Source organism: Agromyces sp. Y558, assembly GCF_059445415.1.
Genome location: NZ_JCAIUH010000002.1, coordinates 406,430 through 429,705 on the forward strand (window position 1 = coordinate 406,430; position 23,276 = coordinate 429,705).

A 23,276-nucleotide genomic window follows, 5' to 3' on the forward strand; every position below is an offset into this window, starting at 1 on the left:
GTCGGCGCCGTGTCGTTCAGGTGAGCCGGCGATCGTCGGGCTCGACGATGCGGAACCAACGGTAGCCGTACGCGTCGAGGTGCACGTCGATGCGCCCGCGCTCGTCGAGGTCGAACCTGTCGGGCGCGAACAGGTCGGAGAGCACCGAGCCGGCTGCGACAGGACCGAGTTCGAGCGAGACGACCGTCGGGGTGGGGGCGAAGTTGTGCACCGCCACGAACCGGCCGACATCCGCGGTGATGCGGTGTGCGAGCACGGCGTCCTGCCCGCTCGACAGCACCTCGTGGCGGCCCCAGCCGATCTCGGGCGAGCTGCGGTAGCGCACCGCGAAGCTCCGGATGACACTGAGCAGCGAATCGGGGTCGTGCATCTGCGCCTCGACGTTGACATGTTCAGGGGCGTAGCCGTCGTCGGGTGGTGCCGCGGGAAGCCGGCCCGCGGCGGCGCGCGAGAATCCGCCGTTCTTCCCGTCGGTCCACTGCATGGGGGTGCGCACAGTCATCCGGCCGCCCTCGTCGCGGTTCTCGCCCATGCCGATCTCCTCGCCGTAGAAGAGCACTGGGGTTCCCGGCAGCGAGAAGAGCAGGCTGTAGACCATGCGGATTCGGCGCGGGTCGCCGTCGAGCATTGTGGGCAGCCGGCGCGCGATGCCGCGATCGTAGACGCGCATCCACTCCTCGGGGGCGAAGGCGTCGAACACCTCCTCGCGTTCGGCGTCGCTCAGCTTGTCGAGGGTGAGCTCGTCGTGATTGCGCACGAAGTTCGCCCACTGGGCCTCGGGTTCGAGCTGGGGCCGTTTCGCGAGAGACGCGGCGAAGGGTCGGGCGTCCTCCCTCGCAAGTGAGAGGTAGAGCGCCTGCATGCCGAGGAAGTCGAACTGCATCGTGAGCTCAGGCGGATTGCCGGGCCGGCCGAAGAACTCGACCTGCTGGTCGTACGGCAGGTTCACCTCGCCGAGCAGCATGGCCGCGCTCGAGCGGCGCTGCAGGAAGCGGCGGATGTCTCGGAGGAACTCGTGCGGGTCGCCGATGTCGACCCCTTCCGGCGGCTCGATCAGGAACGGCACCGCGTCGACCCGGAACCCCGAGATGCCGAGCTCCAGCCAATATCCGACAGTCTTCGCGATCTCGTCGCGCACGGCCGGGTTGGCGATGTTGAGGTCGGGCTGGTGGCGGTAGAAGCTGTGCAGGTAGTACTGGCCGCTGCGCTCGTCGAGCTCCCAGACGCTGTCCTCCTCGCCAGGGAAGACCGTCTTCGCCTGCTTCTTCGGCGGCTCGTCACGCCAGACGTAGTAGTCGCGGTACGGCGAGTTGCGGCTCCGGCGCGCAGCCGTGAACCAAGGGTGCCGGTCGGAGGTGTGGTTCATGACGAAGTCGATGATCACCCGCATGCCGCGATCGCGGGCGGTGCGTGTGAACTCAGCCACGTCGCCGAGCGAGCCGAGCCGGGAGTCGACGCCGGTGAAGTCGGTGATGTCGTACCCGTCATCGCGGTCGGGGGTCGGCTGGAAGGGCATGAGCCAGATGCACGTCACGCCGAGCTCGGCGAGGTGGTCGAGCCGGTGCGCGAGTCCTTCGAAATCGCCGGAGCCGTCATCGTTCCAGTCCATGTACGTCTCGACATCGAGGCAGTAGACGACGGCGGTCTTCCACCAGAGGTCGCTGCGGTCGGTGATCCTCATCCGCCTACCTCCTTCAAGGCGGGCAACACGCGCTCGCCGAATTTGTCGATGAACGCGTCTTGCTCGATGCCCACGTGGTGGAGGAAGATGCGGTCGACACCGAGCTCGGCGATGGCGGCCAGTTGGTCGAGGTGCCGGCTCGGGTCGGAGGAGACCTGCAGGGTTTCGGCCACCTGGTCAGCCGTGGCATCCGCTGTGCGCTCGTCGAACGCTTTGGGAGTGTCGAGCTCCCATGCGAGGTGCGCGGGAACGATACTCTGGCGCCATTGGTCGTGCGCGATCGCTCGTGCCTCCTCATCGGTCGGCGCCCAACTGAGGTGCACCTGCACGCTGACCGGGCCGCGCCCGCCCGCATCTCGATAGGCGTCGATGAACTGGCGGAGCTCGTCGCGCGGCTGGTCGACCGTGATGATGCCGTCGGCCCACGCTGCTGCCTCACGTGCCGTCTCGGTGCTCACCGCTGCCGCGAACAGCGGGGCCGGTGACTCGGGCAGGCTCCAGATGCGGGCTCGATCGGTTCGGATCCTGCCCTCGGTCGAGACTTCCTCGCCCGCGAGCAGGCGCCGCATGATGTCGATGGTCTCGATGAGCCGCGCGTCGCGTTCCTCCTTCTCCGGCCACGGGTCGCCGGTGATGTGCTCGTTGATCGCTTCGCCACTGCCGATCGCCGCCCAGAATCGCCGCGGATACATCTCGGCGAGGGTCGCGATCTTCTGTGCGGCTATCGCCGGGTGGTAGCGCTGGCCTGGCGCCGTGACGACGCCGAGCGAGAACCGGGTGGCCTCGAGCGCGGCGGCGAGCCAGCTCCATGCGTATCCCGAATGGCCCTGGCGCACGCTCCACGGTTCGAAGTGGTCGCTGCACATCGCGGCGTCGAAGCCGGCCTGCTCCGCGTGCTTGACCGCCTCGAGCAGGCGGCTCGGTGGGAGTTGTTCGTGCGAGGCGTGGAATCCCACGATCGTCATTCGCACTCCTTCCGTCCCTCCGAGGCTTCCGATGGCGACCGTAACCGGCAACCCCTTGCGGGCGTTCGCTGGATCGGTGTACCGGGCGCGCGCTCTAGGCTGGACGCATGGCAGAACGTGCATCGTGGTCTCTCGGCGCGGCCCTTCGCGGGGTCTTCGGCGCGAAGACGATCGACGACGACACATGGGACGATCTCGAGTCGGCACTCATCCGTGCGGACTTCGGCCCCTCGGTGACCGAGGAGATCGTCGCGCAGATCAGGGCGCAGGTCGAGCGATACAAGACCACCGACCCGAAAGACGTGCAGCGGATGCTCCGCGAGATCGTCGAGGAGCGGCTCTCGAAGTACGACCCCACTCTGAAACTCACCGAACGGCCGGCCGTCGTGCTCGTCGTCGGAGTGAACGGCGTGGGCAAGACCACGACGATCGGAAAGTTCGCGAGATTTCTGCGCAGCTACGACCGCAGTGTCGTCGTCGGCGCGGCCGACACGTTCCGCGCGGCCGCCGTCGACCAGCTCGCGACGTGGGCCGAACGCGCGGGCGTGGGCATCGTGCGGCCCGAGCGTGAGGGGCAAGATCCCGCATCCGTCGCGTTCCAGACCGTCGAGCAGGCCAAGCGCGACGGCACCGAGATCGTCATCATCGACACAGCCGGGCGCCTGCACACCAAAGGCGGGCTCATGGACGAGCTCGGCAAGATCAAGCGTGTCGTCGAGAAGCTCGCACCGATCAGCGAGGTGCTGCTCGTGCTCGACGCCACCACAGGGCAGAACGGCCTCGCGCAGGCCGAGGCGTTCATCGAGCACGGGGGCGTCACCGGTCTCGTACTCACGAAACTCGACGGGAGCGCCAAGGGCGGTTTCGTGCTCGCCGTGCAGGAGAAGACCGGGCTGCCCATCAAACTCATCGGCCAAGGCGAGGCCATTGGCGACCTCACAGGATTCACGCCGCACGTCTTCGCGCAGAAGCTCGTCGGCTGAGAAGGAGAACGACATGGCGATCGAACACGACTACTTCGGACTCATCGGCGACTACTGGGCCGAGCGAAAGGAATACGGCGACCAAGATGTCGAGGTCGTGCTCGATGCCGACGCCGACGAGGTCTCCACCCCGTCGCTCGACGCAGCGGCGACGATGGTCGGCGAGCTCGAGCTCATCGACGATGAGATCCGCGGCGTCTTCGTCGGCCAGCTCGATTCGGGCAGCAGCGTGGTCTCGCAGTTCCTCGTCGCGGTGCTCGATGGTGACGATGCAGAGGCCGCGAGCGAGGCGATCAGCCGCGACTCGGGCGACCGGCACATCGATGCGCTCCGCTCACTGAGCCTCGTGCGCGTCGACTTGAGGCCCGACGCCGACGGCGACGGCGAGACGTTCGCCGAGTTCGAGTACGGTCTCGCGCCTGAAGACATCGATACGCGGCTCGTCGCGTCCATCGACATCGGCCGCGATGTCGTCGACCTCCGCTTCGACGCCTGAGACGGCATCCGACCTCATTTAGACTTGGCAGACCATGGCTACCTTCGGAAACCTGTCTGACCGCCTCGCCGAGACCTTCAAGAATCTCCGCACCAAGGGCAAGCTCTCGGCGTCCGACGTCGACGGCACCGTTCGCGAGATCCGCCGCGCGCTGCTCGACGCCGACGTCGCACTCGACGTCGTCAAGCAGTTCACGTCAGACGTGCGCGAGCGCGCGCTCGGTGACGAGGTCAACAAGGCGCTGAACCCGGCGCAGCAGGTCGTGCAGATCGTCAACGAGGAGCTCATCAAGATCCTCGGCGGCGAGCAGCGGCGCCTGCAGTTCGCGAAGACCCCGCCGACCGTCATCATGCTGGCCGGTCTCCAGGGTGCAGGCAAGACGACGCTCGCGGGCAAGCTCGCGAAGTGGCTCGTGAAAGACGGGCACACCCCGCTCCTCGTCGCGGCCGACCTCCAGCGCCCGAACGCCGTGAACCAGCTCCAGGTCGTCGGCGCCCAGGCAGGCGTTCCCGTCTACGCCCCCGAACCGGGCAACGGCACCGGTGACCCGGTCAAGGTCGCGAAAGACGCAGTCACGCAGGCCGAGCGCGCCCAGCACGACGTCGTCATCATCGACACCGCCGGCCGGCTCGGCGTCGACGCCGAGCTCATGAAGCAGGCCTCGAACATCCGCAAGGCGACGAACCCCGACGAGGTGCTCTTCGTTATCGACGCCATGATCGGCCAAGACGCGGTCACGACCGCGAAGGCCTTCCAAGAGGGCGTCGACTTCACGGGCGTCGTGCTCACCAAGCTCGACGGCGACGCCCGCGGTGGCGCAGCGCTGAGCGTGGCCTCGGTCACCGGTCGCCCCATCATGTTCGCCTCAACAGGCGAGGGGCTCGACGACTTCGAGCCCTTCCACCCCGACCGCATGGCGAGCCGCATCCTCGACCTCGGCGACATCCTCACCCTCATCGAGCAGGCGCAGTCGGCGTTCGATGAAGAAGAGGCGATGAAGGTCGCCGAGAAGTTCGCGACCGACCAGTTCACCCTCAACGACTTCCTCGGCCAGATGCAGCAGCTTCGGGGCGCCGGCTCGATCAAGAAGATGCTCGGCATGCTGCCGGGCGCTGGCGGCATGAAGCAGCAGCTCGAGAACTTCGACGAGCGCGAGATCGTGCGCACCGAGGCGATCATCCAGTCGATGACGCCCGCCGAGCGCGAGAACACGAAGCTCCTGAACGGATCGCGGCGGGTCCGCATCGCGAGGGGCTCAGGCATGACCGTCACCGACGTCAACCAGCTCGTGTCGCGCTTCGAGCAGGCCGCGAAGATGATGAAGACGGTCGCGCGCGGCGGCATGCCGCAGATCCCCGGCATGGGGCCGATGCCGGGCGGCGGCGGCCACGGCGGCGGCAAGCGACAGGGCGGCAAGGGCAAGAAGTCCAGCTCGTCGCGCTCGGGAAACCCGGCCAAACGCGCCGCCGAGAACGCGGCGATCGCGTCGGGTACGGCACCGAGTCAGGCGAGCGCGCCCGCGGGCTCGGGCTTCGGCCTCGGCGGCGGCGCGAAGGCTGCACCGAGCGAAGAAGAGCTCGCGGCCCTGCAGAAGATGCTGCGCCGCTAGCATCGGCTCGCCCGTCAGATCCTGGATGGGGCTGGTCGATCTCGTCCTCCGCCGATTCCTTCCGGGTGTCGTATCCGAACCGACGTCGGGGCGAGAACCCCTCGCCGTCGAGCGGGTGCTGTCCGACGATGGGCCGGCGCACCGGTAGGTCCCATGACGGGCGACGAGAATCCAAGGAGGGCCATGGTCCAGGAGAAGCTCTTCCCAGGGCGGCAGCGCTGCAGGAAGTGTGCGCAGAAGCTCGGCGGACCCGGGGTTCCGGTCTACCAGGGGCTGTACTGCACGCCTCGGTGCGCAGGCATGGCGGAGCTGGTGCTCGATGCTGCGAACGCACCTCGCGAGTGCAAGACCGATCGGGGCGGCCGATGGGAGTTCAAGCGCCGGTATCGGAGCGAGATCGAGATTCCGGGCAAGCTCCGTGAGGACCCGTCGACGAGCTGGTATACCTGCCAGCACTGCGGCCACCTCCACATCGGCCACAGTCGCATCGACCTCGCGACCGAGACGCATCGCGTCCTCGGCGACCGGGCGGCGCTGGCGGACTTCCTCGTCAAGAGCCGAGGTAATGCGACGCACAAGCAGGTCGCCGTGGTCGCGAAGATCCGTCCGATCCGGCTCAAGGAGCTCGAGGATCCGAACTCCGAGAAGGTCGACCTGAGCGCGTTCTTCGCAGTGCTCGCGGTCTACCGGATCAAGCTCGCAGCCGTGCTCCGCGAGGATCGGTCGACGCGCCCACCCCGCTGATGGCTGCCTGTGCCACTCTCCGGGTTCCTACCGAGCGTCATGACGCGTCGTTCCCGAGAGCTCTTCGAGGGCTGGTCCGTCGACGACCGTCGCGCCGGTCGCGACCGAGAGCGGGTCGGTCGAGAGCCACTGCGCGACCGATTCCGGTTCGAGCGGATGCCGCGACGCCACGATGATCGTGTTGCCGGACGCCACCCGCCTGAGCACGGCCTCGGAGCCGATGACGAGCACGTCGGGCAGGAGTTCGAGCACCGCGGCGAGGGTGTCGCCCGTCACCTGCGGCTCGGCGCCGTTCAGGCAGTTGACGATGAGCACGCCGCCCGGCGACAGGAGCGAGACGAGCTCGGTGAAGAACTCGATCGTCGTGACGTGACGCGGCACGGCGCCACCCGAGAAGACGTCGACGAGCACGAGGTCCCACTGGTCGTCGCCGTCGCCCGTGAGCCGCTGCACCTCGGCGCGGGCATCGTCGATCGCGAGTTCGATCGGTGCGTCGGGGGGCAGCGGCACGTGCTGCGTGACGAACTCGAGCAGCTCGGGATACAGCTCGACGACGCGCTGACGGCTCGACGGGTGCAGGGCGTGCACGTAGCGGGGGAGCGTGAGGGCTCCCGCGCCGAGGTGCAGCACCGACGGCGACTCGCCCGGAAGCGTGGCGAGCACGGCGGCGATGCGGCGCACGTACGGAAGCTGCAGGTCGCGGGGGTCGTCGGGGTTCACGTGCGATTGCGTGACGTCGTCGATGACGAGCGCATAGCCGCCGTTCGAGCCGCGGTCGGGCTGGAGTTCGGCCCTGAACGCGGCGGTCTCGAGTGTCGGCGACGTGTCCATATCTCGACCCTAGGCGATCCGAGCGCGCGGACCCGCGGGTTGCTTACCGAGGGGTCAGTGAACGGTTCAGCGACCGCGATACAGTGATTCGGCGGCAAACGCGCGAGACGACTTGGAGCACTGACGATGACGATCGGCACCCCCGACTACCGCGATGCGGGCCTCGAATTCGACGACGAGTTCGTGTTCGGCTCGGCCACGGCCTCGTACCAGATCGAGGGGGCCGTGCACGAAGACGGTCGCGGTCCATCGATCTGGGACACCTTCAGCCACACGCCGGGCAAGATCTCGAACGGCGACACCGGTGACACGGCGTGCGACCACTATCACCGCCTCGACGAAGACCTCGATCTCATGGCCCGGCTCGGTCTCGAGGCGTACCGCTTCTCGATCGCGTGGCCGCGCATCCAGCCGACCGGGCGGGGCGCGGCCAACGAGGCCGGTCTCGCGTTCTACGAGCGCCTCGTCGACGGACTCATCGCCCGGGGCATCCGGCCCATCGCGACGCTCTACCACTGGGACCTGCCGCAGGCTCTCGAAGATGAGGGCGGCTGGACCAACCGTGCGACGGCGTACGCGTTCGCCGACTACGCCCGACTCGTCGGCGAGCGCCTCGGCGACCGCGTCGCAGTGTGGACGACGCTCAACGAGCCGTGGTGCAGCGCCTACCTCGGCTACGGCTCAGGGGCGCATGCCCCGGGGCTCATGGACGGCGCGAAGGCGCTCGCCGCGGTGCACCACCTCAACCTCGCGCACGGGCTCGCGATCGCCGCTTTACGCGAGGTCGTGACGAACGACCCCGGCTACTCGATCACGCTGAACCTGCACGTGATCCGGCCGTCGGGTCAGGGCGGTGCCGAAGCCGCCCGGCGCATCGACGGGCTCGCGAACCGGGTCTTCCTCGGGCCGCTCCTCGGCGATGGCTACCCGTCCGACGTGATCGCCGACACCGCGGGCGTCACCGACTGGTCGTTCGTGCTGCTGGGCGACACGGAGGTCATCGCCCAGCCGATCGACCTGCTCGGCGTGAACTACTACTCGACCGTGACCGTCGACATGTGGGACGGCGTCTCGTCACGCACGAACTCCGACGGCCACAAGGACATGGGCGGCACGCCGTGGCCGGGTTCCGAGCACGTCGAGTTCCTCGAGCAGCCGGGGCCGTACACCGCGATGGGGTGGAACATCGACCCCTCGGGCCTCGAAGACCTGCTCGTCTCGCTGAGCGAGCGCTACCCCGATCTCCCGCTCATGATCACCGAGAACGGGGCAGCGTTCGACGACGTCCTCGTGCAGGAGCCCGACGGCCCCGCCGTTCACGACGTCGACCGCATCGACTACCTGCGCCGCCACTTCACGGCCGCGCACCGGGCGATCGAACGCGGCGTCGACCTGCGCGGCTACCAGGTGTGGTCGCTCATGGACAACTTCGAGTGGGGCTACGGCTACTCCAAGCGCTTCGGAATCGTGCGGGTCGACTACGACTCGTTCGAGCGCCTGCTGAAAGACAGCGCGCACTGGTACGCGGAGCTGATCCGCACGAGGCGCATCCCGGGCTAGGCGCGCGGCCGGGCGGTTCGCAGGAACGCTCTCGCCGTGAACGCGACGGCGGGGTCGTCGTCGTCGGTCAGGCGCGAAAGAATCCCGAATGAGATCTCTCCGGGAACTTCGATGAGCGCCTGGGCGAGTCGGCCGCGAGCGCCCGGCCTGGTGGGGTCATCTTCGAGTCTGCCGACGAGGGCTTCGGCGATGCGGTCGACAGCGCCGGTGCCCTGCGCCAGTTCGCCGAGCACATCCGCGGCCTCGACGTCGCTGATGCCCGCCACCACCATCTCGATGAGCACCGGCACGGCGTCCTGGTCGCCGCGCGAGCCGAGCGCCAGTGCCGCGCGGCCGCGGACCACGTCGTCGGTGTCGGAGAGTGCACGCCGGAGCATGGCGGCCGCATCGGTGAACTGCAGCTCGGCGATCGCAGTGACCGCGCGCCGCCGTATGTCGGCTTCGGACGATTCCAAGCCGCCGGCGAGGGCGCGCATGCCATCGTGGCTGCCGGTTGCTGCCAACGCCCACCGAAGGGTTCCGGCGACGTTCGGGTCGGACTCTGTGAGGATCGCCGTCGCGAGGGTCTCGGCGGAGAGCGGCTCGCCGTCGCCCGACGCGAGAGCGGCACGTTGACGGATCGCGGGGTGCTCCGAGTTCAAGGCCCGCAGCAGGTTCACTGTTCGAAGGACCTCCTCCCAGTCGGAGGGCGCGGTGTCATCGATGCGGCGGAGTCTCTCCAGCAGCTCCTGTTCGCGGGCGAGTCGCTGACGGGTCTGCTCGATCAGGTCTGGGATCAGTGATGACGGCCCGATCGTCGCGTCGTTCAACGCCTGTCGGATCTCGCCGAGCGGCAGACCGAGAGACCGGAGGCTCTCCACACGGAACAGTTGATGGATGTCTTCGGGTGAATACTCGCGGTAGCCACCGGTCGTGCGCCCGGAGGGTGCCACGAGTCCGAGCGAGTGGTAGTGCCGGAGCATGCGGGTACTCACCCCCGAACGTCGCGACACCTCACCGATCAGCACGGTCGTCCTCCGAGGGGAGCGGAGTCCAGGATCGTGGTGCGCTTGGCGTGCTCGAGCGCGGACGCGAAATCGCTGTCGGGGTCGCGCAGCAATCGTTCCGTCGCGATCGCGTGCACTCGCTTGTTCGCGGTGCTCGAGGTCACCGCCCTGAGCAAGGGCGGCACGGCGTCGCCGAGGGCGACGAGGGCGCGGCTCAGGCTTCGCTGCGTCTCGCTGTCGCCTCGTCCGAGCTCTTCCATCAGTTCCGCGGCGAGGTTCGGTTCGCCGCCCTCGGGAACGAGCGCGACGGTCGCGCGCCACGCACTGCGCGCGACGGCATCGTCTTCGTCGTGCAGCAGCGCTATCGGGATCGCCGCCCATGAGCTGCGGTCGCCGATCTTCGAGAGTGTGTGCAGCGCCTGGCTGCGTGCCTGCGCGTGCGGAGAATGGAGTTCCTCGTGGATCCGGGGCACGGTCGTGGCGGCGGAGTGCCGTGTGAGCGCCCAGGTCAGCATGTCGCGCACGAAGAAGTCCGGCTCCACGCGGCAGCGCTCGATGAGCGGCTCGACGAGTGCGGCGTCCGGGTACGTTCCCGCCGAGAGCGCAGCCTGCAGTCGCGTCGACGATCGCGGATCTCTCAACGCTCCGATGAGCGCTGCATGCGTTGTGTCGGACGGGGCGGTCATCGTGGGTACCTCATGGATACAGTCAAGACCTTGTCACCGTGTCAAGGTCAAGTCGGGTCAGCGTCAGGGTCACGGTCAGCGCCCAGCGGATGCCGCAGGCAGCCCGCTCTCGATGCCGTCGCGCAGTTCGCGGGCGAGGTGGGCGACCACGGCCGTGAGGTCGCCGCCGGCGGCCGCGGCGACCCGCAGCTGGCGGGCGTAGCTCGCTCCTGAGTCGAGGATGCCGCGCACACCCTGCAGCTCGACGGCGCAGCCGAGGCGCTCCGCGATCGGCGCGAGCGTCGTGATGAGTGCCCGAAGGTCGTCGGCGACGGGGCGCTCGGTGCCCGCGACATCCGTGATCACTTCGGCTTCGAGCCCGTATCGCGCCGCCCGCCACTTGTTCTCGCGCACGTACCAGGGCTGCAGCACGGTCAGCGTGCCGCCCTCATCGAGCGTCGTGCTCATCCACTCGACGAGGCACTGCACGAGCGCACCGATCGCTGCGATCTCGGCCGCCGTCGACAGTCCGTCGCAGACTCGCACCTCGACGGTGCCCCATTTCGGCGAGGGACGGATGTCCCAGCGCACCTCGCTGTGATCCTCGATGACGCCCGTGCGGACGAGGTCGTCGACGCAGCGCTCGTAGGCCGGCCAATCGGCGAGGGGATAGGGGAGTCCTGCCGTCGGGAGCTGCTGGAACATGAGGGCACGGTTCGAGGCGTACCCCGTGTCGACGCCGGCCCAGAACGGGCTCGACGCCGAGAGTGCCTGCAGGTGCGGCAGGTACGCCAGCAGACCATCGAGGATCGGCAGCGCCTTGTCGCGGTCCTCGATGCCGACGTGCACGTGCACACCCCAGATCATCATGTTGCGGCCCCACCATCGGGTGCGCTCGATGAGCTTGTGGTACCTCGGCTTGTCAGTCAGATGCTGGTCGTACCACTGGCTGAACGGGTGGGATCCGGCGCAGACCAGCTCGAAGTCGCCGAGACCGTCGATGACGCCGCGCACCTCCTCGAGCTGGGTCTCGAGGTCGGCGACGGCGTCGGCGACCCGCGCGTGCGGGCCGCTCACGAGCTCGACGGTGTTCGTGAGGAGCTCCGAGGTGATGAACGGATGCGCCGTGCCCTCGCTCGTCGAGTCAAGCACGTCGAGCACCCGGTCGGCGATGGAGGCGAGCTCGCCGGTGGCCCGATCGACGATCGCGATCTCCCACTCGAGACCCACGCTCGACCGCGGCGAGTCCGCGAATGCGATGTCCATGTGAGCGCCCCCGGTTCCTGCGGCGCGTACGCCGGCGTGGGGACATCATGACATGATGACTGCGGTCGATGAGGTCGCCGCGTCATCCGATGTCGCAGGCGATGGTGCCGACATCCGGGCGATTACCGTTGCGACGTGAGATCTGCAAGAATGGTCAGTCGAGTTCTGTATCGCCCGACCCTCTATCCGGCGCGCAGAACCTATTGAGCTTCCGCCGAGTGTGCACCCCACGCTCACGGCTGTCAGTTCGCCAACTCACAACATTTCAGGAGAATTGTGGCTGTCAAGATCCGTCTCAAGCGCCTCGGCAAGATCCGTGCGCCGTACTACCGCATCGTCGTCGCCGACTCGCGCACCAAGCGCGATGGTCGTGTGATCGAGGAGATCGGCAAGTACCACCCCACCCAGAACCCCTCGGTCATCGAGGTCGACTCGGACCGCGCGCAGTACTGGCTCTCCGTCGGCGCCCAGCCGACCGAGCAGGTCGCCGCGATCCTCAAGCTCACGGGCGACTGGGGCAAGTTCAAGGGTGACAAGAATGCCGTCTCGACCGTTCAGGTCGCCGAGCCGAAGGCCGCCTTCGTCGCCGACGAGAAGAAGAAGCCGGTGCTGAAGCCCAAGGCCGACAAGCCCGCGCCGAAGGTCGAAGAGGCTCCCGCCGAGACCGCGACGGACGAGGCGTAAACCTTGCTCCAGTCCGCGCTCGAACACCTCGTCAAAGGGATCGTCGATCACCCTGACGAGGTCAAGGTCGTTTCCGCGTCGAGCGCACGCGGCGAGGTCCTCGAGGTTCATGTGAACCCCGAGGACCTCGGTCGCGTGATCGGCCGTGCAGGCCGCACCGCGAAGGCGCTGCGCACCCTCGTCACCGCGCTCGCCGATGGTCGACGCGTTCGCGTCGACGTCGTCGACACCGACGACTGACGTGGCCGACACCGCAAGTACGCAGCTGCGGGTCGGTCGCCTGCTGAAGGCGCACGGCCTCAAAGGTGCCATCAAGGTCGAGCTCTACACCGACGACCCCGACCGGCGCTTCGTGCCGGGCGCGGAGTTCTCGCTGCAGGTGCCCGACACGTCGCCGTGGCACGGCAAGAACCTCACGCTGCGTGAGCTCCGTTGGTACAACGGGCACGCGGTCGGGTTCTTCGACGGCGTCGACGACCGCACCGCGGCCGAGGGCCTTGCCAAGGCGATCCTCTGGGTCACGCACGTTGAAGAAGAGGCGCCCGAAGACGACGCCTGGTACGACCACCAGCTCATCGGCCTCGCGGTGATCCGCGACGGCGAGCATGTCGGCGAGGTCGCACATGTCGACCACTTCCCCGCGCAAGACCTTCTCATCGTCAAGACGCAGGGCGGCGAGGTCATGGTGCCGTTCGTGTCGGCGATCGTGCCCGAAGTCGACCTCGCGTCCGGCACACTGACGGTGACGCCGCCTCCCGGACTCTTCGAGGAGGTGGCCGAGGTCGAGACGCCGGAGGCCGAGACGGCCGCGGTCGAGACGGCCGCAGCGCCCGAGGCGCCGGTCGAGACCGTCGCATCCGAGTCGCCGGCCGAAGCTGCCGAAGCGGATGCCACGGCACCCGCCGAGGCCGACCGCGACGAGTAGTCGGCCGATGCGCGTCGACATCGTCACGATCTTCCCCGAGTTCTTCTCGGTGCTCGATCTGTCACTCCTCGGCAAGGCCCGCCAATCCGGCCTCATCGACGTGAAGGCGCACGACCTCCGTGACGCCACGCACGACCGGCACCGCACGGTCGATGACACCCCCTACGGCGGCGGGGCGGGCATGGTCATGAAGCCCGAGCCGTGGGGCGAGGCGCTCGACGGCATCGTGGGCGACGGGGCATCCGATGCCCTGCTCATCGTGCCGTCGCCCGCCGGCGAGCCGTTCACCCAGCAGATCGCCCGTGAGCTCGCCGCTGAAGAGCACCTCGTGTTCGCCTGCGGTCGTTACGAGGGCATCGACCAGCGCGTGGTCGATCACTACGAGACGCGCATGCGCGTTCGTCTCATCAGCCTCGGCGACTACGTACTGAACGGCGGCGAGGTCGCAGTCATGGCGATGATCGAGGCCGCCGGCCGCCTCGTGCCCGGCGTCGTGGGCAACCCAGAGAGCCTCGTCGAAGAGTCCCACGAAGACGGCCTGCTCGAGTACCCGAGCTACACCAAGCCCGCCGCATGGCGCGGGCTCGAGGTACCGCCGGTGCTGCTCTCGGGCAACCACGGGGCGATCGCCGCGTGGCGCCGCGAGCAGCAACTGGAGCGCACCCGGCGCGTCCGACCCGAACTGCTCGGCGAGTAGCCGGCCCGCGCCGCACCCAGATCTCGGGGCGTGAGCCGTTCTGCACCTGCCGGAAACACGCGGGTGCGGTGCGCGAAACACGCTCTGCTCGGCGGAGGCGCACGTCTGGCAGCAGAGCTCGGACCCGACGATCGGATCGTCGACGTGCTCGCGACCCGGCTCGACCCGCTGTTGGCCGAAGGTGATGCGGTGCTGCTCGCCGCGGCCGGATCCAATGACCCGCGAGCCGTCAGGGAGTGCTTCGAGACTGCCCGTCGGCTCGGGCAATGCCCAGCGCTGAACCTTGATTCCGAGCCCGACGTGGCCGCAGTGCTCGACCTCGCACGCATCGCCGCGGACCGAGACGGGCGCCTCGGCGCTCAGCCGCGCTGCGTGAAGATGATCGGGTCGCCCTCGGTGACCGCGATCGTGTGTTCCGAGTGCGCGCCACGCGAACCGTCGGCGCTGCGCAGGGTCCAGCCGTCGGGATCGGTGAAGATCCGATCGGTCGTCGCGAGGAACCACGGTTCGATCGCGACGACGAGGCCCGGCTTCAACGGCAGACCACGGCCGGGGCGGCCGTTGTTCGGGATGTGCGGGTCACCGTGCATGGTGCGGCCGACGCCGTGCCCGCCGAAGTCGGTGTTGATCGAGTACCCCTCGGCCTTCGCGACATCCGCGATGGCTCGTGAGATGTCGCCGATGCGGTTGCCAGTGCGCGCAGCGGCGATGCCGGCGTCGAGCGCGCGGCGGGTCGTGTCGATGAGGCGCAGGTCTTCGGCGCGGGGCGTGCCGACCACGATCGAGATCGCCGAGTCGGCGACCCAACCGTTCACCGAGGCAGCGAAGTCGAGGCTCACCAGGTCGCCGTCGCGCAGCTTGTAGTCGTGGGGGAGGCCGTGCAGCACGGCATCGTTGACCGAGGTGCAGAGGACCTTGCCGAACGGGCTCGCACCGAACGACGGGTGGTAGTCGATGTAACAGCTCTCAGCGCCGGCCTTGCGGATCATCTCGTGCGCGAGGGCATCGAGCTCGAGCAGATTCACGCCGACGGCTGCGGCAGCCGCGGTCGCCTCCAGCACGCTCGCCACGAAGCGGCCGGCAGGACGCATCTCCTCGATCTCTGCAGGGGTTCGAAGTTCAATCACGAGTCCATTCTGGCGGGTCCGCCCTGAGTGAACACTCGGCACGCGCGCAGGATCGGCGGATTACGCTGTGAACATGCTCCTGCGGCGCGTGTTCTATCGATGGCAGATGATCGCGGTCGTCGTGCTGCCCGTCTGGCTGGCGGTCGGCTGGGCCATCTTCGGCGGCGGAGGTTGGGGCACGCTCGGGCTCGTGGTCGTCGTGCCCGTCGCCTTCGTCGTGCTCGGCATCGTTGCGCTCCTCACGAGCATTCGACCGACCGTTCGCCAGCAGCACGCCGTCTCGTGGACCGACCTCGGCGTGCTCACGGCATGGCACCTCGCGATCATCGCGACCGGCTTCTACGGCACGTCCGCAACGCTCGTCGGCGTCCTCGCGATCCTGCTCGGCATCGCGGCGTTCTGGCTCGCCGTGTGGCAGCTCATCACCGACGGCGCCAATCGGGTGAAAGCCTCGATGGCCGAGTTCGAGCGACTCGCGGCTGAACAGCAGGGTGGCCCGGCTCGACCCGCTGCACCCGGTGTGCGGAGGCCGCCCTTCGACGACGGCGGCGACGACGTGATCATCATCAACGAGGTCCGCGAGTAGCGGCAGCACGCACGGTCGGCGCGCCGCCACGTGGCATCCGGCGCCCGCTTTTGCCGAGCTGCCCACCGGCATGGCACAATAGAGGATTGTGCCGCCGTAGGACTCTGCCTCCGGGGAGCGCGCACGCACGAATCATCGTGCGAGGCGGCACCAGTCACTTCCATTCAATGATCAGCGTTCGACCGGTTGCGGGCGCAGAGAGCGAACCATCATGCACATCCTCGACCATGTCGACGCCGCGAGCCTGAGGTCGGATATCCCCGACTTCCGCCCCGGCGACACCGTCAAGGTGCACGTCAACATCATCGAAGGCACGCGTGCGCGTGTCCAGGTCTTCCAGGGCGTCGTCATCGGCCGCCAGGGCGAAGGCGTGCGCGAGACCTTCACTGTCCGCAAGGTGAGCTTCCAGGTCGGCGTCGAGCGCAAGTTCCCGGTGCACTCGCCCGTGATCGACCACATCGAGGTCGTCACCCGCGGTGACGTGCGTCGCGCGAAGCTCTACTACCTGCGCAAGCTGCGCGGCAAGAAGGCGAAGATCAAGGAGAAGCGCGACAACTGATCCGCCACGCGGATCGCGCTCAACGCGAACTCGTCCCCGAGCTCCCCACCCCTAGACTGGGCGGGGAGCTCGGGCGGTTAAATGACAGAAGATACAGACACTAAATGACAGAAGATACAGACACGCGAACTGGTCGCGTGGATTCGGCATCGCCGAGCAGACGACGCAGTGTCCTGCTGTTCCTGCGGGACCTGCTCGTTATCTTCGTAGTGGCGGTACTCGTCTCATTCCTCATCAAGACGTTCCTCATCCGATCGTTCTTCATCCCGTCGCAGTCGATGGAGGAGACGCTCGTCAAAGACGACCGCATCATCGTGAACGAGCTGGTTCCCGAGGTCACGCCGCTCACTCGCGGCGACGTCGTCGTGTTCAAAGATCCCGGCGGCTGGCTGCCCGCGCGCGTCGAGACCCCGCAACCGCCGCTCGTGGCCGCCGTCGACTGGTTCCTCGCGTTCGTGGGGCTCTCGGCGCCCGATTCGAACGACCACCTCGTCAAGCGCCTGATCGGGCTGCCAGGCGATCACGTCGTGTGCTGCAACGCGCTCGGCCAGATGAGCGTCAACGACGTTCCGCTCGACGAACCCTACGTCGCCCTGCCCCCGGGCGAGTCGAAGGTCTCCCGTGACGACTTCGACGTCGTCGTTCCCGATGACTCCCTCTGGGTCATGGGCGACAACCGCTACAACTCGAAGGACTCGCGCTACAACGGCGACACCCCGCTGAAGGGCTTCGTGCCGATCGAGAACGTCGTGGGGCGCGCATTCGTGGTCAGCTGGCCGATCGATCACTGGGCGTGGCTCGACAACTACCCGCAGGTCTTCGACGGGGTCGACGAGGCGGGTCGCTGACATGACGCCCGTCGCCGTGCCGACCCTGCGCACCGAACGAGAGTTCCTCGCCGGTGCGCCCATGCTGCTCGCCTGCGACGAGGTCGGTCGTGGCGCGCTCGCCGGTCCCGTGTCCGTCGGCCTCGTGCTGATCGATTCGGGCGTGCGGCGCATGCCCGCGGGGCTGCGCGACTCGAAACTGCTGAGCGAACCGCGCCGCGAGGCGATGGCGCCGAAGGCATCCGCCTGGGTGCGCGCCTCCGCCGTCGGTGAGGCGAGTGCCGCCGAGATCGACGAGCTCGGCATCATGGCCTGCCTGGGGCTCGCCGGTGCGCGGGCATTCGCCGAGTTATCGGCGGCGAACGAACTCGCCGCCGAAGTCCCACTGCTCCTCGACGGCAACCACGACTGGCTCAGCGTCTCGATCGAGCATCGGGCGCGAGTCGTCACCCGCATCAAGGCCGACCGCGACTGTGCTTCGGTGGCCGCGGCATCCGTCATCGCGAAAGTGCATCGCGACCGTGGCATGCGCCGTGCGCACGACGAGCGGCCGCTCTACGCGTGGGACGAGAACAAGGGTTACTCGAGCCGGGCGCACTTCGCGGCGATCGATGAGCACGGGCCGAGCGAGCTGCACCGCGCGACTTGGTTGCACGATCGCGTGGCGGCCGCACCGACACTGTTCGACCTCGGCGTAGGATGAGTGCGATGGATGAGGACGAGTTCGAAGACTACGACCGCGAGGTCGAGCTGGCCCTGTATCGGGAGTACCGCGACATCGTGTCGCAGTTCAAGTACGTGGTCGAGACCGAGCGACGGTTCTACCTCGCCAACGAGGTCGAACTCGTGCGTCGCGACACCGAGCACGACTTCTACTTCGAGCTGACGATGAAAGACGTCTGGGTCTGGGACGTCTATCGCGCCGACCGCTTCGTGAAGTCGGTGCGCGTGCTCACCTTCAAAGACGTCAACGTCGAAGAGCTCGCCTCGCGCGAGTTCGAACTGCCGAAAGAGCTTGCACTCGACGAGTAGCACTGTTCCTCCACAGCTGCGCTTCTCGATCGACCTTCGTGACTTCGCCGTTTCCGGCCTCCGCAGGTGCGGCCGGCCGCGACGCTGGTTGCGGAGGTGGTGCGGATGGCGCACAACGCAGAACTCGGCAGGCGCGGCGAACAGCTCGCGGTGGAGCATCTCGAGGCACGCGGCATGGAGGTGCTCGAGCGCAACTGGCGCTGCCGCATCGGCGAGATCGACATCGTCGCGCGCGACGGCCGCGACACGGTGTTCGTCGAGGTCAAGACGCGTACCTCGGGTGACTACGGGCATCCGTTCGAGGCGATCACCCCGCTGAAGCTCGCGCGCATGCGTCGCCTCGCGATCGCCTGGTGCGAGGCGACTGATGCAGCGGTGTCGCGCATTCGCATCGACGCCGTCGCGGTTCTCGCGCCGACCGAGGCGCCCGCCCTCATCGAGCATCTCGAGGGGATCAACTGATGCCCGTCGCTCGCACGCGCTCGGTGGCGTTGCTCGGATTGACTGGCTCGATCGTCGAGGTCGAGGCCGATCTCTCGTCGCAGCTGCCCGCGTTCATCATCATCGGGCTGCCCGATGCCGCACTCGGCGAGGCACGCGATCGGGTGCGCGCCGCTGCGGTGAATGCCGGATGCCCCCTTCCACAGCGGCGGCTCACGGTGAACCTGTCGCCGGCGGCGCTGCCGAAGCACGGTTCGGGCTTCGACCTCGCGATCGCGATCGCCTGTCTCGCCGCGTCTGGCGAGATCTCGCCGGAGTCGATCGAACATGTCGTGCACCTCGGCGAGCTCGGCCTCGACGGTCGGCTCCGCCCGATCGACGGCATCCTGCCTGCCGTTCTCGCCGCGGTTCGGGCAGGCTACGACACGGTCATGGTGCCGGCCGCGAATGCGGGCGAAGCGAGCCTCGTTCCCGGAGTCACGGTCATCGGGGTCGCGTCGCTCATCGACGCGGCAATCTCGCACGGAGGAGCATTCGATGAGCGGGTGTTCGAGCCGGTCCCCGCTCCCGAACGCGCTGAACCGGCTGACGAGTCGCCCGGCGATCTCGCCGACATCGCAGGCAACGATGGTGCAGTCGACGCCCTCATCGCGGCCGCGGCCGGCGGGCACCACATGTTCCTCCTCGGCCCGCCCGGGGCGGGCAAGACGATGCTCGCCTCGCGGCTGCCGGGCCTGCTCCCCGACCTCGAGACCGAAGAGGCGCTCGAGGTCGCCTCCCTCCGATCACTCGCCGGGCAACCGCTCAGCGCCGGGCTCTCGCTGCGGCCGCCCTTCGAGGCACCGCACCACACGGCCACGGCGGCTGCGATGGTCGGTGGCGGCAGTCGGCTGATCCGTCCTGGTGCCGCAGCCCGAGCCTCGCACGGGGTGCTCTTCCTCGACGAGGCGCCGGAGTTCCCGTCGGCGGTGCTCGATGTCCTCCGCCAACCGCTCGAATCCGGCACCATCGCGATCCATCGTGCGAATGCCGTCGCGTCGTTTCCCGGCCGCTTCCAGCTCGTGCTGGCGGCCAACCCTTGTCCGTGCGGCAACCACGGCTCCAAGGTCGGCGACTGCATCTGTCCGCCTGCGGCCCGTCGGCGCTACATGGCCCGCGTGTCGGGGCCGCTCCGCGATCGGCTCGACCTGCAGCTCTTCGTTCCGCGCATCACGGCCGCCGGGCTGCGAATCGCGGCCGAGCAGCCGGGAGTGTCGACGGCCGTGGCGCGTGAGCGGGTTCTCGAAGCCCGGAAGCGGGCAGCCAGCCGGTTGCGCGAGACGCCGTGGCGCACCAACGCGCAGATGCCCGGCCCCTGGCTGCGCGGCGCAGGCGGGCTGCACCCCGGTGGCCGCGCGACGGCCGATCTCGACCGTTCACTCGAGCTCGGCGGAATCACGATGCGCGGGTACGACCGCATCCTCAAGGTCGCGTGGACACTTGCCGATCTCGACGGCGTCGCCTCGCCGGGACTCGAACATGTCGGGCGGGCGCTCTTCCTCCGAAAGGGGCTCCCGCAATGAGCATCGTCCGCCGCTCGGCCACCCAACTGCGCACCGAACTCTCCGCCGTACGGACCGTCGCGCCCGACGATGCGACCGCGCTCGACGACGTCTTCGCCAGGGCGTTGCTCGGCACCTTGGCCGAACCCGGCGATGGCGTGCTCGGGCGCGCGATCGAAGTGCTCGGTGCTGCGCCGACGGCCGAGCTGCTGCTCGGCCGGGCAAGCCCAGCTCGCTTCATCGACGAGGTCGCGCAAGCCGGGGGAGCGGTGGACGAACGCGAGGCGACCACGGGGCTCGAGCGTTGGCTGCCCCGCCTCGATCACGACGCGTTCGTGCGATCGCTCGGGCAGGCGGCGCGAGTGGGAGCCCGCCTTGTGCTCCCACCCGACACGGTCTGGCCGCGAGGCGTCGATGAGCTCGGTGTGCACGCGCCGATCGGCCTCTGGGTTCGGGGTCGGGCGGCTGCACTCGCAAGCGCCGGCGCTTCGATCTCGCTCGTGGGCGCACGAGCCGCAACCGGCTACGGCGAGCACGTGACCATGGAGGCATCGGCGGGGCTCGTCGATCGAGGCTTCGCCGTCGTCTCCGGCGGTGCGTACGGCATCGACGGCATGGCGCACCGGGCCGCGCTCGCGAGCAGCGGCACGACCGTCGCCTTCCTCGCCGGAGGCGTCGACCGGTTCTATCCGATGGGGCACGAGACGCTACTGACCCGCATCGTCGAAACCGGTGCCGTCATCTCCGAGCTGCCTTGCGGCGCCGCGCCGACGAAGTGGCGGTTCCTGCAACGAAATCGACTCATCGCCGCCGCGAGCGATGCGACGGTGGTGCTCGAGGCCGGACTCCGCTCGGGCTCACTGAACACCGCCGGGCATGCGGCCACCCTCGGCCGCCCGTTGGGCGCGGTTCCCGGCCCGGTGACGAGCCCGGCATCGGCCGGCTGCCACCGACTCCTGCGAGAGTTCGACGCGGTCTGCGTCGTGGATGCCGATCAGATGGCCGAGCTCGCCGGTGGTCAGCGGCGGCGCGTCATCTCGACGGCGCACGGTTCACCAGAACAGGGCGCGACCTCGAGTGGAGCTGCCGATAAGGCACCCACCCGACGGTGGGGCATCGCGTCGACCCCCGAGGCGGTGCGTGTGCTCGACGCGCTCAGCTCCCGCAGTCCTCGAGAGCTCGCCGACGTGGCGCGCAGGTGCGGTATGGCGCCGACCACGGTGATGGGCGTGCTCGGCGGGCTCGAGGCCGCGGCACTGGCCACGAGACATCCGCTGGGCTGGTTGCGGGCGAAGCGGAGGTGAGTCGCTCAGCCAGCCGAGCGTGCTGCGGCCTGAAGCTGCCTGTGAAGATCGTCAATGCTCTCGGCGAAGAAGGTGAAATCATCCTGCACTGTCGGTGCATCACCATTCGGGCGGGGAACGTACGCGGTCCGCATACCCGCCTGAGCTGCAGCGCGGAGATCCCAGGCGTGCGCTGCAACCATGATCGGAATCCCAGAAGACGATGGGGCGCTCGCGATGGCCGCCTCGTAGATCCGCGCTGCCGGCTTGTAGCTCTGCACGTCCTCGCCGGAAAGCACTTGATGCCACCTCAATCCCGAGCGGGAGCTGAGCCCGGTCAGCGTGCTCCTACTTGCATTGGAGAGACCCATGACGGTCATGTCTCGTGCCAATCGGTTCACTCCGTCGATCGTGTCGTGCCACGGCGTCAGGTGCTCGCCGGCGGCGTAGAGGTCGGCAACAGTTCGTCCGGGCCTGAATCGCCACTGCGTGGCAAGGTCGTCGAGGGCCTCCCGGTCGAGAGCGTCGCTCGGAGCGAAGGCGCGTCGCCCGGAGAGGATCTCTTCCTGCTGCGCCTCGACGTGGGCAAGCCATGCCGAGAGAGCGAGGTTCGCGGCGTCCTCGTCCGCCACGATCACCGACTTCATCTGCCCGAGCAGGCTCCCTCGTTGATCGACCAAGGTGCCGAGAACGTCGAAGACCACGGTTTCGCGAACTGTCGGGGCAGAGGTGCTCATCTTTTCAACTGTATGGGTCGCAGATACGACGGCGTGGTCGGTGTGGAGAAGAGAGCCCGCCAGGGTCGGCACGTCGGCGGCAGCCTCTAGGCTGGCGGCGGAAAGAGGGGGTTCTATGCAGCATCCGCAACTCGGCCGGTATCCGGCCGCCCGTCACGTCATCGTCCACGTCAGCGACACGCACTTGCTGCGCGAGGGCGCACCACTCGGCGGCGTCGCCGACACGGTCGCCGCGCTCTCCCAGGTGACCGCGCAACTCGACCGACTCGGCTCCTCGATCGACGCGATCGTCATCACCGGCGACGTCGCTGATCTCGGCGAGCCCGATGCCTACCGGCTCGCCCGCGAGTCGCTCGAGCCGCTCGCCGAGCGCACGGGTGCCCGCCTCGTCTGGGTCATGGGAAACCACGACGAACGAGCCGCGTTCCGCGCCGGACTGCTCGGCGAACGCGCCGACGGTTCCCCCGTGCATCGCATCCTCGAGGTCGACGGGTTGCGCATCATCGCCCTCGACTCGACCGTGCCGGGCTTCCACCACGGCGAACTCGATGATGCGTCGCTCGACTGGCTCGATGCCGCGCTCGCCGAACCCGCGGCGAACGGCACCGTCATCGCGATGCACCACGCGCCGATCGCCACGCCACTCGCATTGATGGACCTACTCGAGCTGCGTGGTCAAGACCGATTCGCCGAGGTCGTCCGCGACCGCGATGTGCGACTCATCCTCGGCGGTCACCTGCACTACGCGACCAACGGCAGCTTCGCGGGCATCCCCGTCTCCGTCGCAGGCGCGACCTCGTACACGATGGACCTCTCGGCCCCGCCGCGTGCGCTCGTCGGCATCGACGGCGGCCGCTCGTTCACGCTCGTGCATCTCGCCGACGACGGCCTGGTGACCTCGGTGGTGCCGGTGGGGCCGTTCCCGCCGGTCACGAGCTTCAGCGAGACGTTCCTCGCCGAGATCGAGGCACTGACGCCCGATGAGCGCCTGGAGCGGTTCTCCCGCAAGCGACCCGCAGAGTGAACGCGGCCTCGGCATGCCGCGGGCGCG

The 23,276-nt window shown here is 68.4% G+C and carries 26 protein-coding genes; 18 read left to right on the forward strand and 8 right to left on the reverse strand.

Going from position 1 to position 23,276, the window contains the following annotated elements; all coding sequences use genetic code 11:
* Positions 1–16: 16 nt before the first annotated feature.
* On the reverse strand, positions 17–1,681 hold the full coding sequence (locus AC1C2T_RS13690; RefSeq protein ID WP_495360438.1) for an alpha-amylase family protein: 1,665 nt from the start codon (positions 1,679–1,681) through the stop codon (positions 17–19).
* Complete coding sequence (locus AC1C2T_RS13695; RefSeq protein ID WP_495385675.1) at positions 1,678–2,646, reverse strand: TIGR03885 family FMN-dependent LLM class oxidoreductase; 969 nt, start codon at positions 2,644–2,646, stop codon at positions 1,678–1,680. The genes AC1C2T_RS13690 and AC1C2T_RS13695 overlap by 4 nt, the downstream gene beginning before the upstream one ends.
* A gap of 107 nt (positions 2,647–2,753) precedes the next feature.
* Here AC1C2T_RS13695 and ftsY point away from each other — a divergent pair, with 107 nt between their 5' ends.
* The 4 genes from ftsY to AC1C2T_RS13715 all read left to right on the forward strand — a co-directional run bounded on the left by ftsY (position 2,754) and on the right by AC1C2T_RS13715 (position 6,478).
* Entirely contained in the window at positions 2,754–3,629 is an 876-nt protein-coding gene (ftsY, locus tag AC1C2T_RS13700) for a signal recognition particle-docking protein FtsY (RefSeq protein WP_495360436.1), read from the forward strand.
* 13 nt (positions 3,630–3,642) lie between these two features.
* Entirely contained in the window at positions 3,643–4,125 is a 483-nt protein-coding gene (locus tag AC1C2T_RS13705) for a hypothetical protein (protein ID WP_495385676.1), read from the forward strand.
* 34 nt (positions 4,126–4,159) lie between these two features.
* Positions 4,160–5,734, forward strand: coding sequence for a signal recognition particle protein (ffh, locus tag AC1C2T_RS13710; RefSeq protein ID WP_495385677.1), 1,575 nt, complete (start codon positions 4,160–4,162; stop codon positions 5,732–5,734).
* A gap of 183 nt (positions 5,735–5,917) precedes the next feature.
* Entirely contained in the window at positions 5,918–6,478 is a 561-nt protein-coding gene (locus tag AC1C2T_RS13715; protein ID WP_495360433.1) for a hypothetical protein, read from the forward strand.
* 27 nt (positions 6,479–6,505) lie between these two features.
* Here AC1C2T_RS13715 and AC1C2T_RS13720 read toward each other — a convergent pair whose 3' ends face one another.
* The gene (locus tag AC1C2T_RS13720) at positions 6,506–7,309 is read right to left on the reverse strand and encodes a spermidine synthase (protein ID WP_495385678.1); all 804 of its coding nucleotides are present in this window, start codon (positions 7,307–7,309) and stop codon (positions 6,506–6,508) included.
* A gap of 126 nt (positions 7,310–7,435) precedes the next feature.
* On the opposite strand from AC1C2T_RS13720, the gene AC1C2T_RS13725 reads away from it, so the two are divergent.
* Entirely contained in the window at positions 7,436–8,869 is a 1,434-nt protein-coding gene (locus tag AC1C2T_RS13725) for a GH1 family beta-glucosidase (protein ID WP_495385679.1), read from the forward strand.
* Here AC1C2T_RS13725 and AC1C2T_RS13730 read toward each other — a convergent pair.
* The 3 genes from AC1C2T_RS13730 to AC1C2T_RS13740 form a co-directional block, all read right to left on the reverse strand.
* A complete protein-coding gene (locus tag AC1C2T_RS13730; protein ID WP_495385680.1) occupies positions 8,866–9,876 on the reverse strand; it encodes a HEAT repeat domain-containing protein in 1,011 nt (336 codons plus the stop codon). The two genes, AC1C2T_RS13725 and AC1C2T_RS13730, sit on opposite strands and share 4 nt — an antisense overlap.
* Positions 9,870–10,541, reverse strand: coding sequence for a HEAT repeat domain-containing protein (locus AC1C2T_RS13735; RefSeq protein WP_495385681.1), 672 nt, complete (start codon positions 10,539–10,541; stop codon positions 9,870–9,872). The genes AC1C2T_RS13730 and AC1C2T_RS13735 overlap by 7 nt, the downstream gene beginning before the upstream one ends.
* A 75-nt stretch (positions 10,542–10,616) precedes the next feature.
* A complete protein-coding gene (locus AC1C2T_RS13740; protein ID WP_495385682.1) occupies positions 10,617–11,786 on the reverse strand; it encodes a glutamate--cysteine ligase in 1,170 nt (389 codons plus the stop codon).
* A 276-nt stretch (positions 11,787–12,062) separates the two neighbouring features.
* Here AC1C2T_RS13740 and rpsP point away from each other — a divergent pair, with 276 nt between their 5' ends.
* Genes rpsP through trmD form a run of 4 tightly spaced genes read left to right on the forward strand, consistent with a single transcriptional unit; the run spans position 12,063 to position 14,092 of the window.
* Positions 12,063–12,470: a 30S ribosomal protein S16 gene (gene rpsP, locus AC1C2T_RS13745; RefSeq protein WP_495360427.1), complete on the forward strand. Its 408-nt coding sequence runs from the start codon at positions 12,063–12,065 to the stop codon at positions 12,468–12,470.
* Between the two features lie 3 nt (positions 12,471–12,473).
* Entirely contained in the window at positions 12,474–12,710 is a 237-nt protein-coding gene (locus AC1C2T_RS13750) for an RNA-binding protein (protein WP_022891825.1), read from the forward strand.
* A complete protein-coding gene (gene rimM / locus AC1C2T_RS13755) occupies positions 12,667–13,395 on the forward strand; it encodes a ribosome maturation factor RimM (protein WP_495360426.1) in 729 nt (242 codons plus the stop codon). The genes AC1C2T_RS13750 and rimM overlap by 44 nt, the downstream gene beginning before the upstream one ends.
* Positions 13,396–13,402: 7 nt before the next feature.
* Positions 13,403–14,092: a tRNA (guanosine(37)-N1)-methyltransferase TrmD gene (gene trmD, locus AC1C2T_RS13760; protein WP_495360425.1), complete on the forward strand. Its 690-nt coding sequence runs from the start codon at positions 13,403–13,405 to the stop codon at positions 14,090–14,092.
* Positions 14,093–14,451: 359 nt separating this feature from the next.
* Here trmD and map read toward each other — a convergent pair whose 3' ends face one another.
* Entirely contained in the window at positions 14,452–15,219 is a 768-nt protein-coding gene (map, locus tag AC1C2T_RS13765; RefSeq protein WP_495360424.1) for a type I methionyl aminopeptidase, read from the reverse strand.
* A 73-nt stretch (positions 15,220–15,292) separates the two neighbouring features.
* On the opposite strand from map, the gene AC1C2T_RS13770 reads away from it, so the two are divergent.
* The 8 genes from AC1C2T_RS13770 (at position 15,293) to dprA (ending at position 21,509) form a co-directional block, all read left to right on the forward strand.
* Positions 15,293–15,805: a hypothetical protein gene (locus tag AC1C2T_RS13770; protein ID WP_495385683.1), complete on the forward strand. Its 513-nt coding sequence runs from the start codon at positions 15,293–15,295 to the stop codon at positions 15,803–15,805.
* 211 nt (positions 15,806–16,016) lie between these two features.
* Positions 16,017–16,364, forward strand: a complete 348-nt coding sequence (gene rplS, locus AC1C2T_RS13775) for a 50S ribosomal protein L19 (RefSeq protein WP_495360422.1) — start codon at positions 16,017–16,019, stop codon at positions 16,362–16,364.
* A 104-nt stretch (positions 16,365–16,468) separates the two neighbouring features.
* A complete protein-coding gene (gene lepB, locus AC1C2T_RS13780) occupies positions 16,469–17,212 on the forward strand; it encodes a signal peptidase I (RefSeq protein WP_495360421.1) in 744 nt (247 codons plus the stop codon).
* A 1-nt stretch (position 17,213) separates the two neighbouring features.
* Positions 17,214–17,894 carry a ribonuclease HII gene (gene rnhB, locus AC1C2T_RS13785; protein WP_495385684.1) on the forward strand — a complete coding sequence of 227 codons (681 nt, stop codon included), beginning with the start codon at positions 17,214–17,216 and terminating at the stop codon, positions 17,892–17,894.
* Positions 17,895–17,899: 5 nt separating this feature from the next.
* Positions 17,900–18,223, forward strand: a complete 324-nt coding sequence (locus AC1C2T_RS13790) for a DUF2469 family protein (RefSeq protein ID WP_495353674.1) — start codon at positions 17,900–17,902, stop codon at positions 18,221–18,223.
* A 105-nt stretch (positions 18,224–18,328) separates the two neighbouring features.
* Complete coding sequence (locus tag AC1C2T_RS13795; protein ID WP_495360419.1) at positions 18,329–18,685, forward strand: YraN family protein; 357 nt, start codon at positions 18,329–18,331, stop codon at positions 18,683–18,685.
* Positions 18,685–20,226 (forward strand): YifB family Mg chelatase-like AAA ATPase, encoded by a 1,542-nt coding sequence (locus AC1C2T_RS13800; RefSeq protein ID WP_495360418.1) that lies wholly within the window; start codon positions 18,685–18,687, stop codon positions 20,224–20,226. The genes AC1C2T_RS13795 and AC1C2T_RS13800 overlap by 1 nt, the downstream gene beginning before the upstream one ends.
* Positions 20,223–21,509, forward strand: a complete 1,287-nt coding sequence (gene dprA, locus AC1C2T_RS13805; protein WP_495385685.1) for a DNA-processing protein DprA — start codon at positions 20,223–20,225, stop codon at positions 21,507–21,509. The genes AC1C2T_RS13800 and dprA overlap by 4 nt, the downstream gene beginning before the upstream one ends.
* Positions 21,510–21,514: 5 nt before the next feature.
* Here dprA and AC1C2T_RS13810 read toward each other — a convergent pair whose 3' ends face one another.
* Positions 21,515–22,297: a haloacid dehalogenase type II gene (locus tag AC1C2T_RS13810; protein WP_495385686.1), complete on the reverse strand. Its 783-nt coding sequence runs from the start codon at positions 22,295–22,297 to the stop codon at positions 21,515–21,517.
* Between the two features lie 43 nt (positions 22,298–22,340).
* On the opposite strand from AC1C2T_RS13810, the gene AC1C2T_RS13815 reads away from it, so the two are divergent.
* Positions 22,341–23,249, forward strand: coding sequence for a phosphodiesterase (locus AC1C2T_RS13815; protein ID WP_495385687.1), 909 nt, complete (start codon positions 22,341–22,343; stop codon positions 23,247–23,249).
* Positions 23,250–23,276 lie beyond the last annotated feature (27 nt).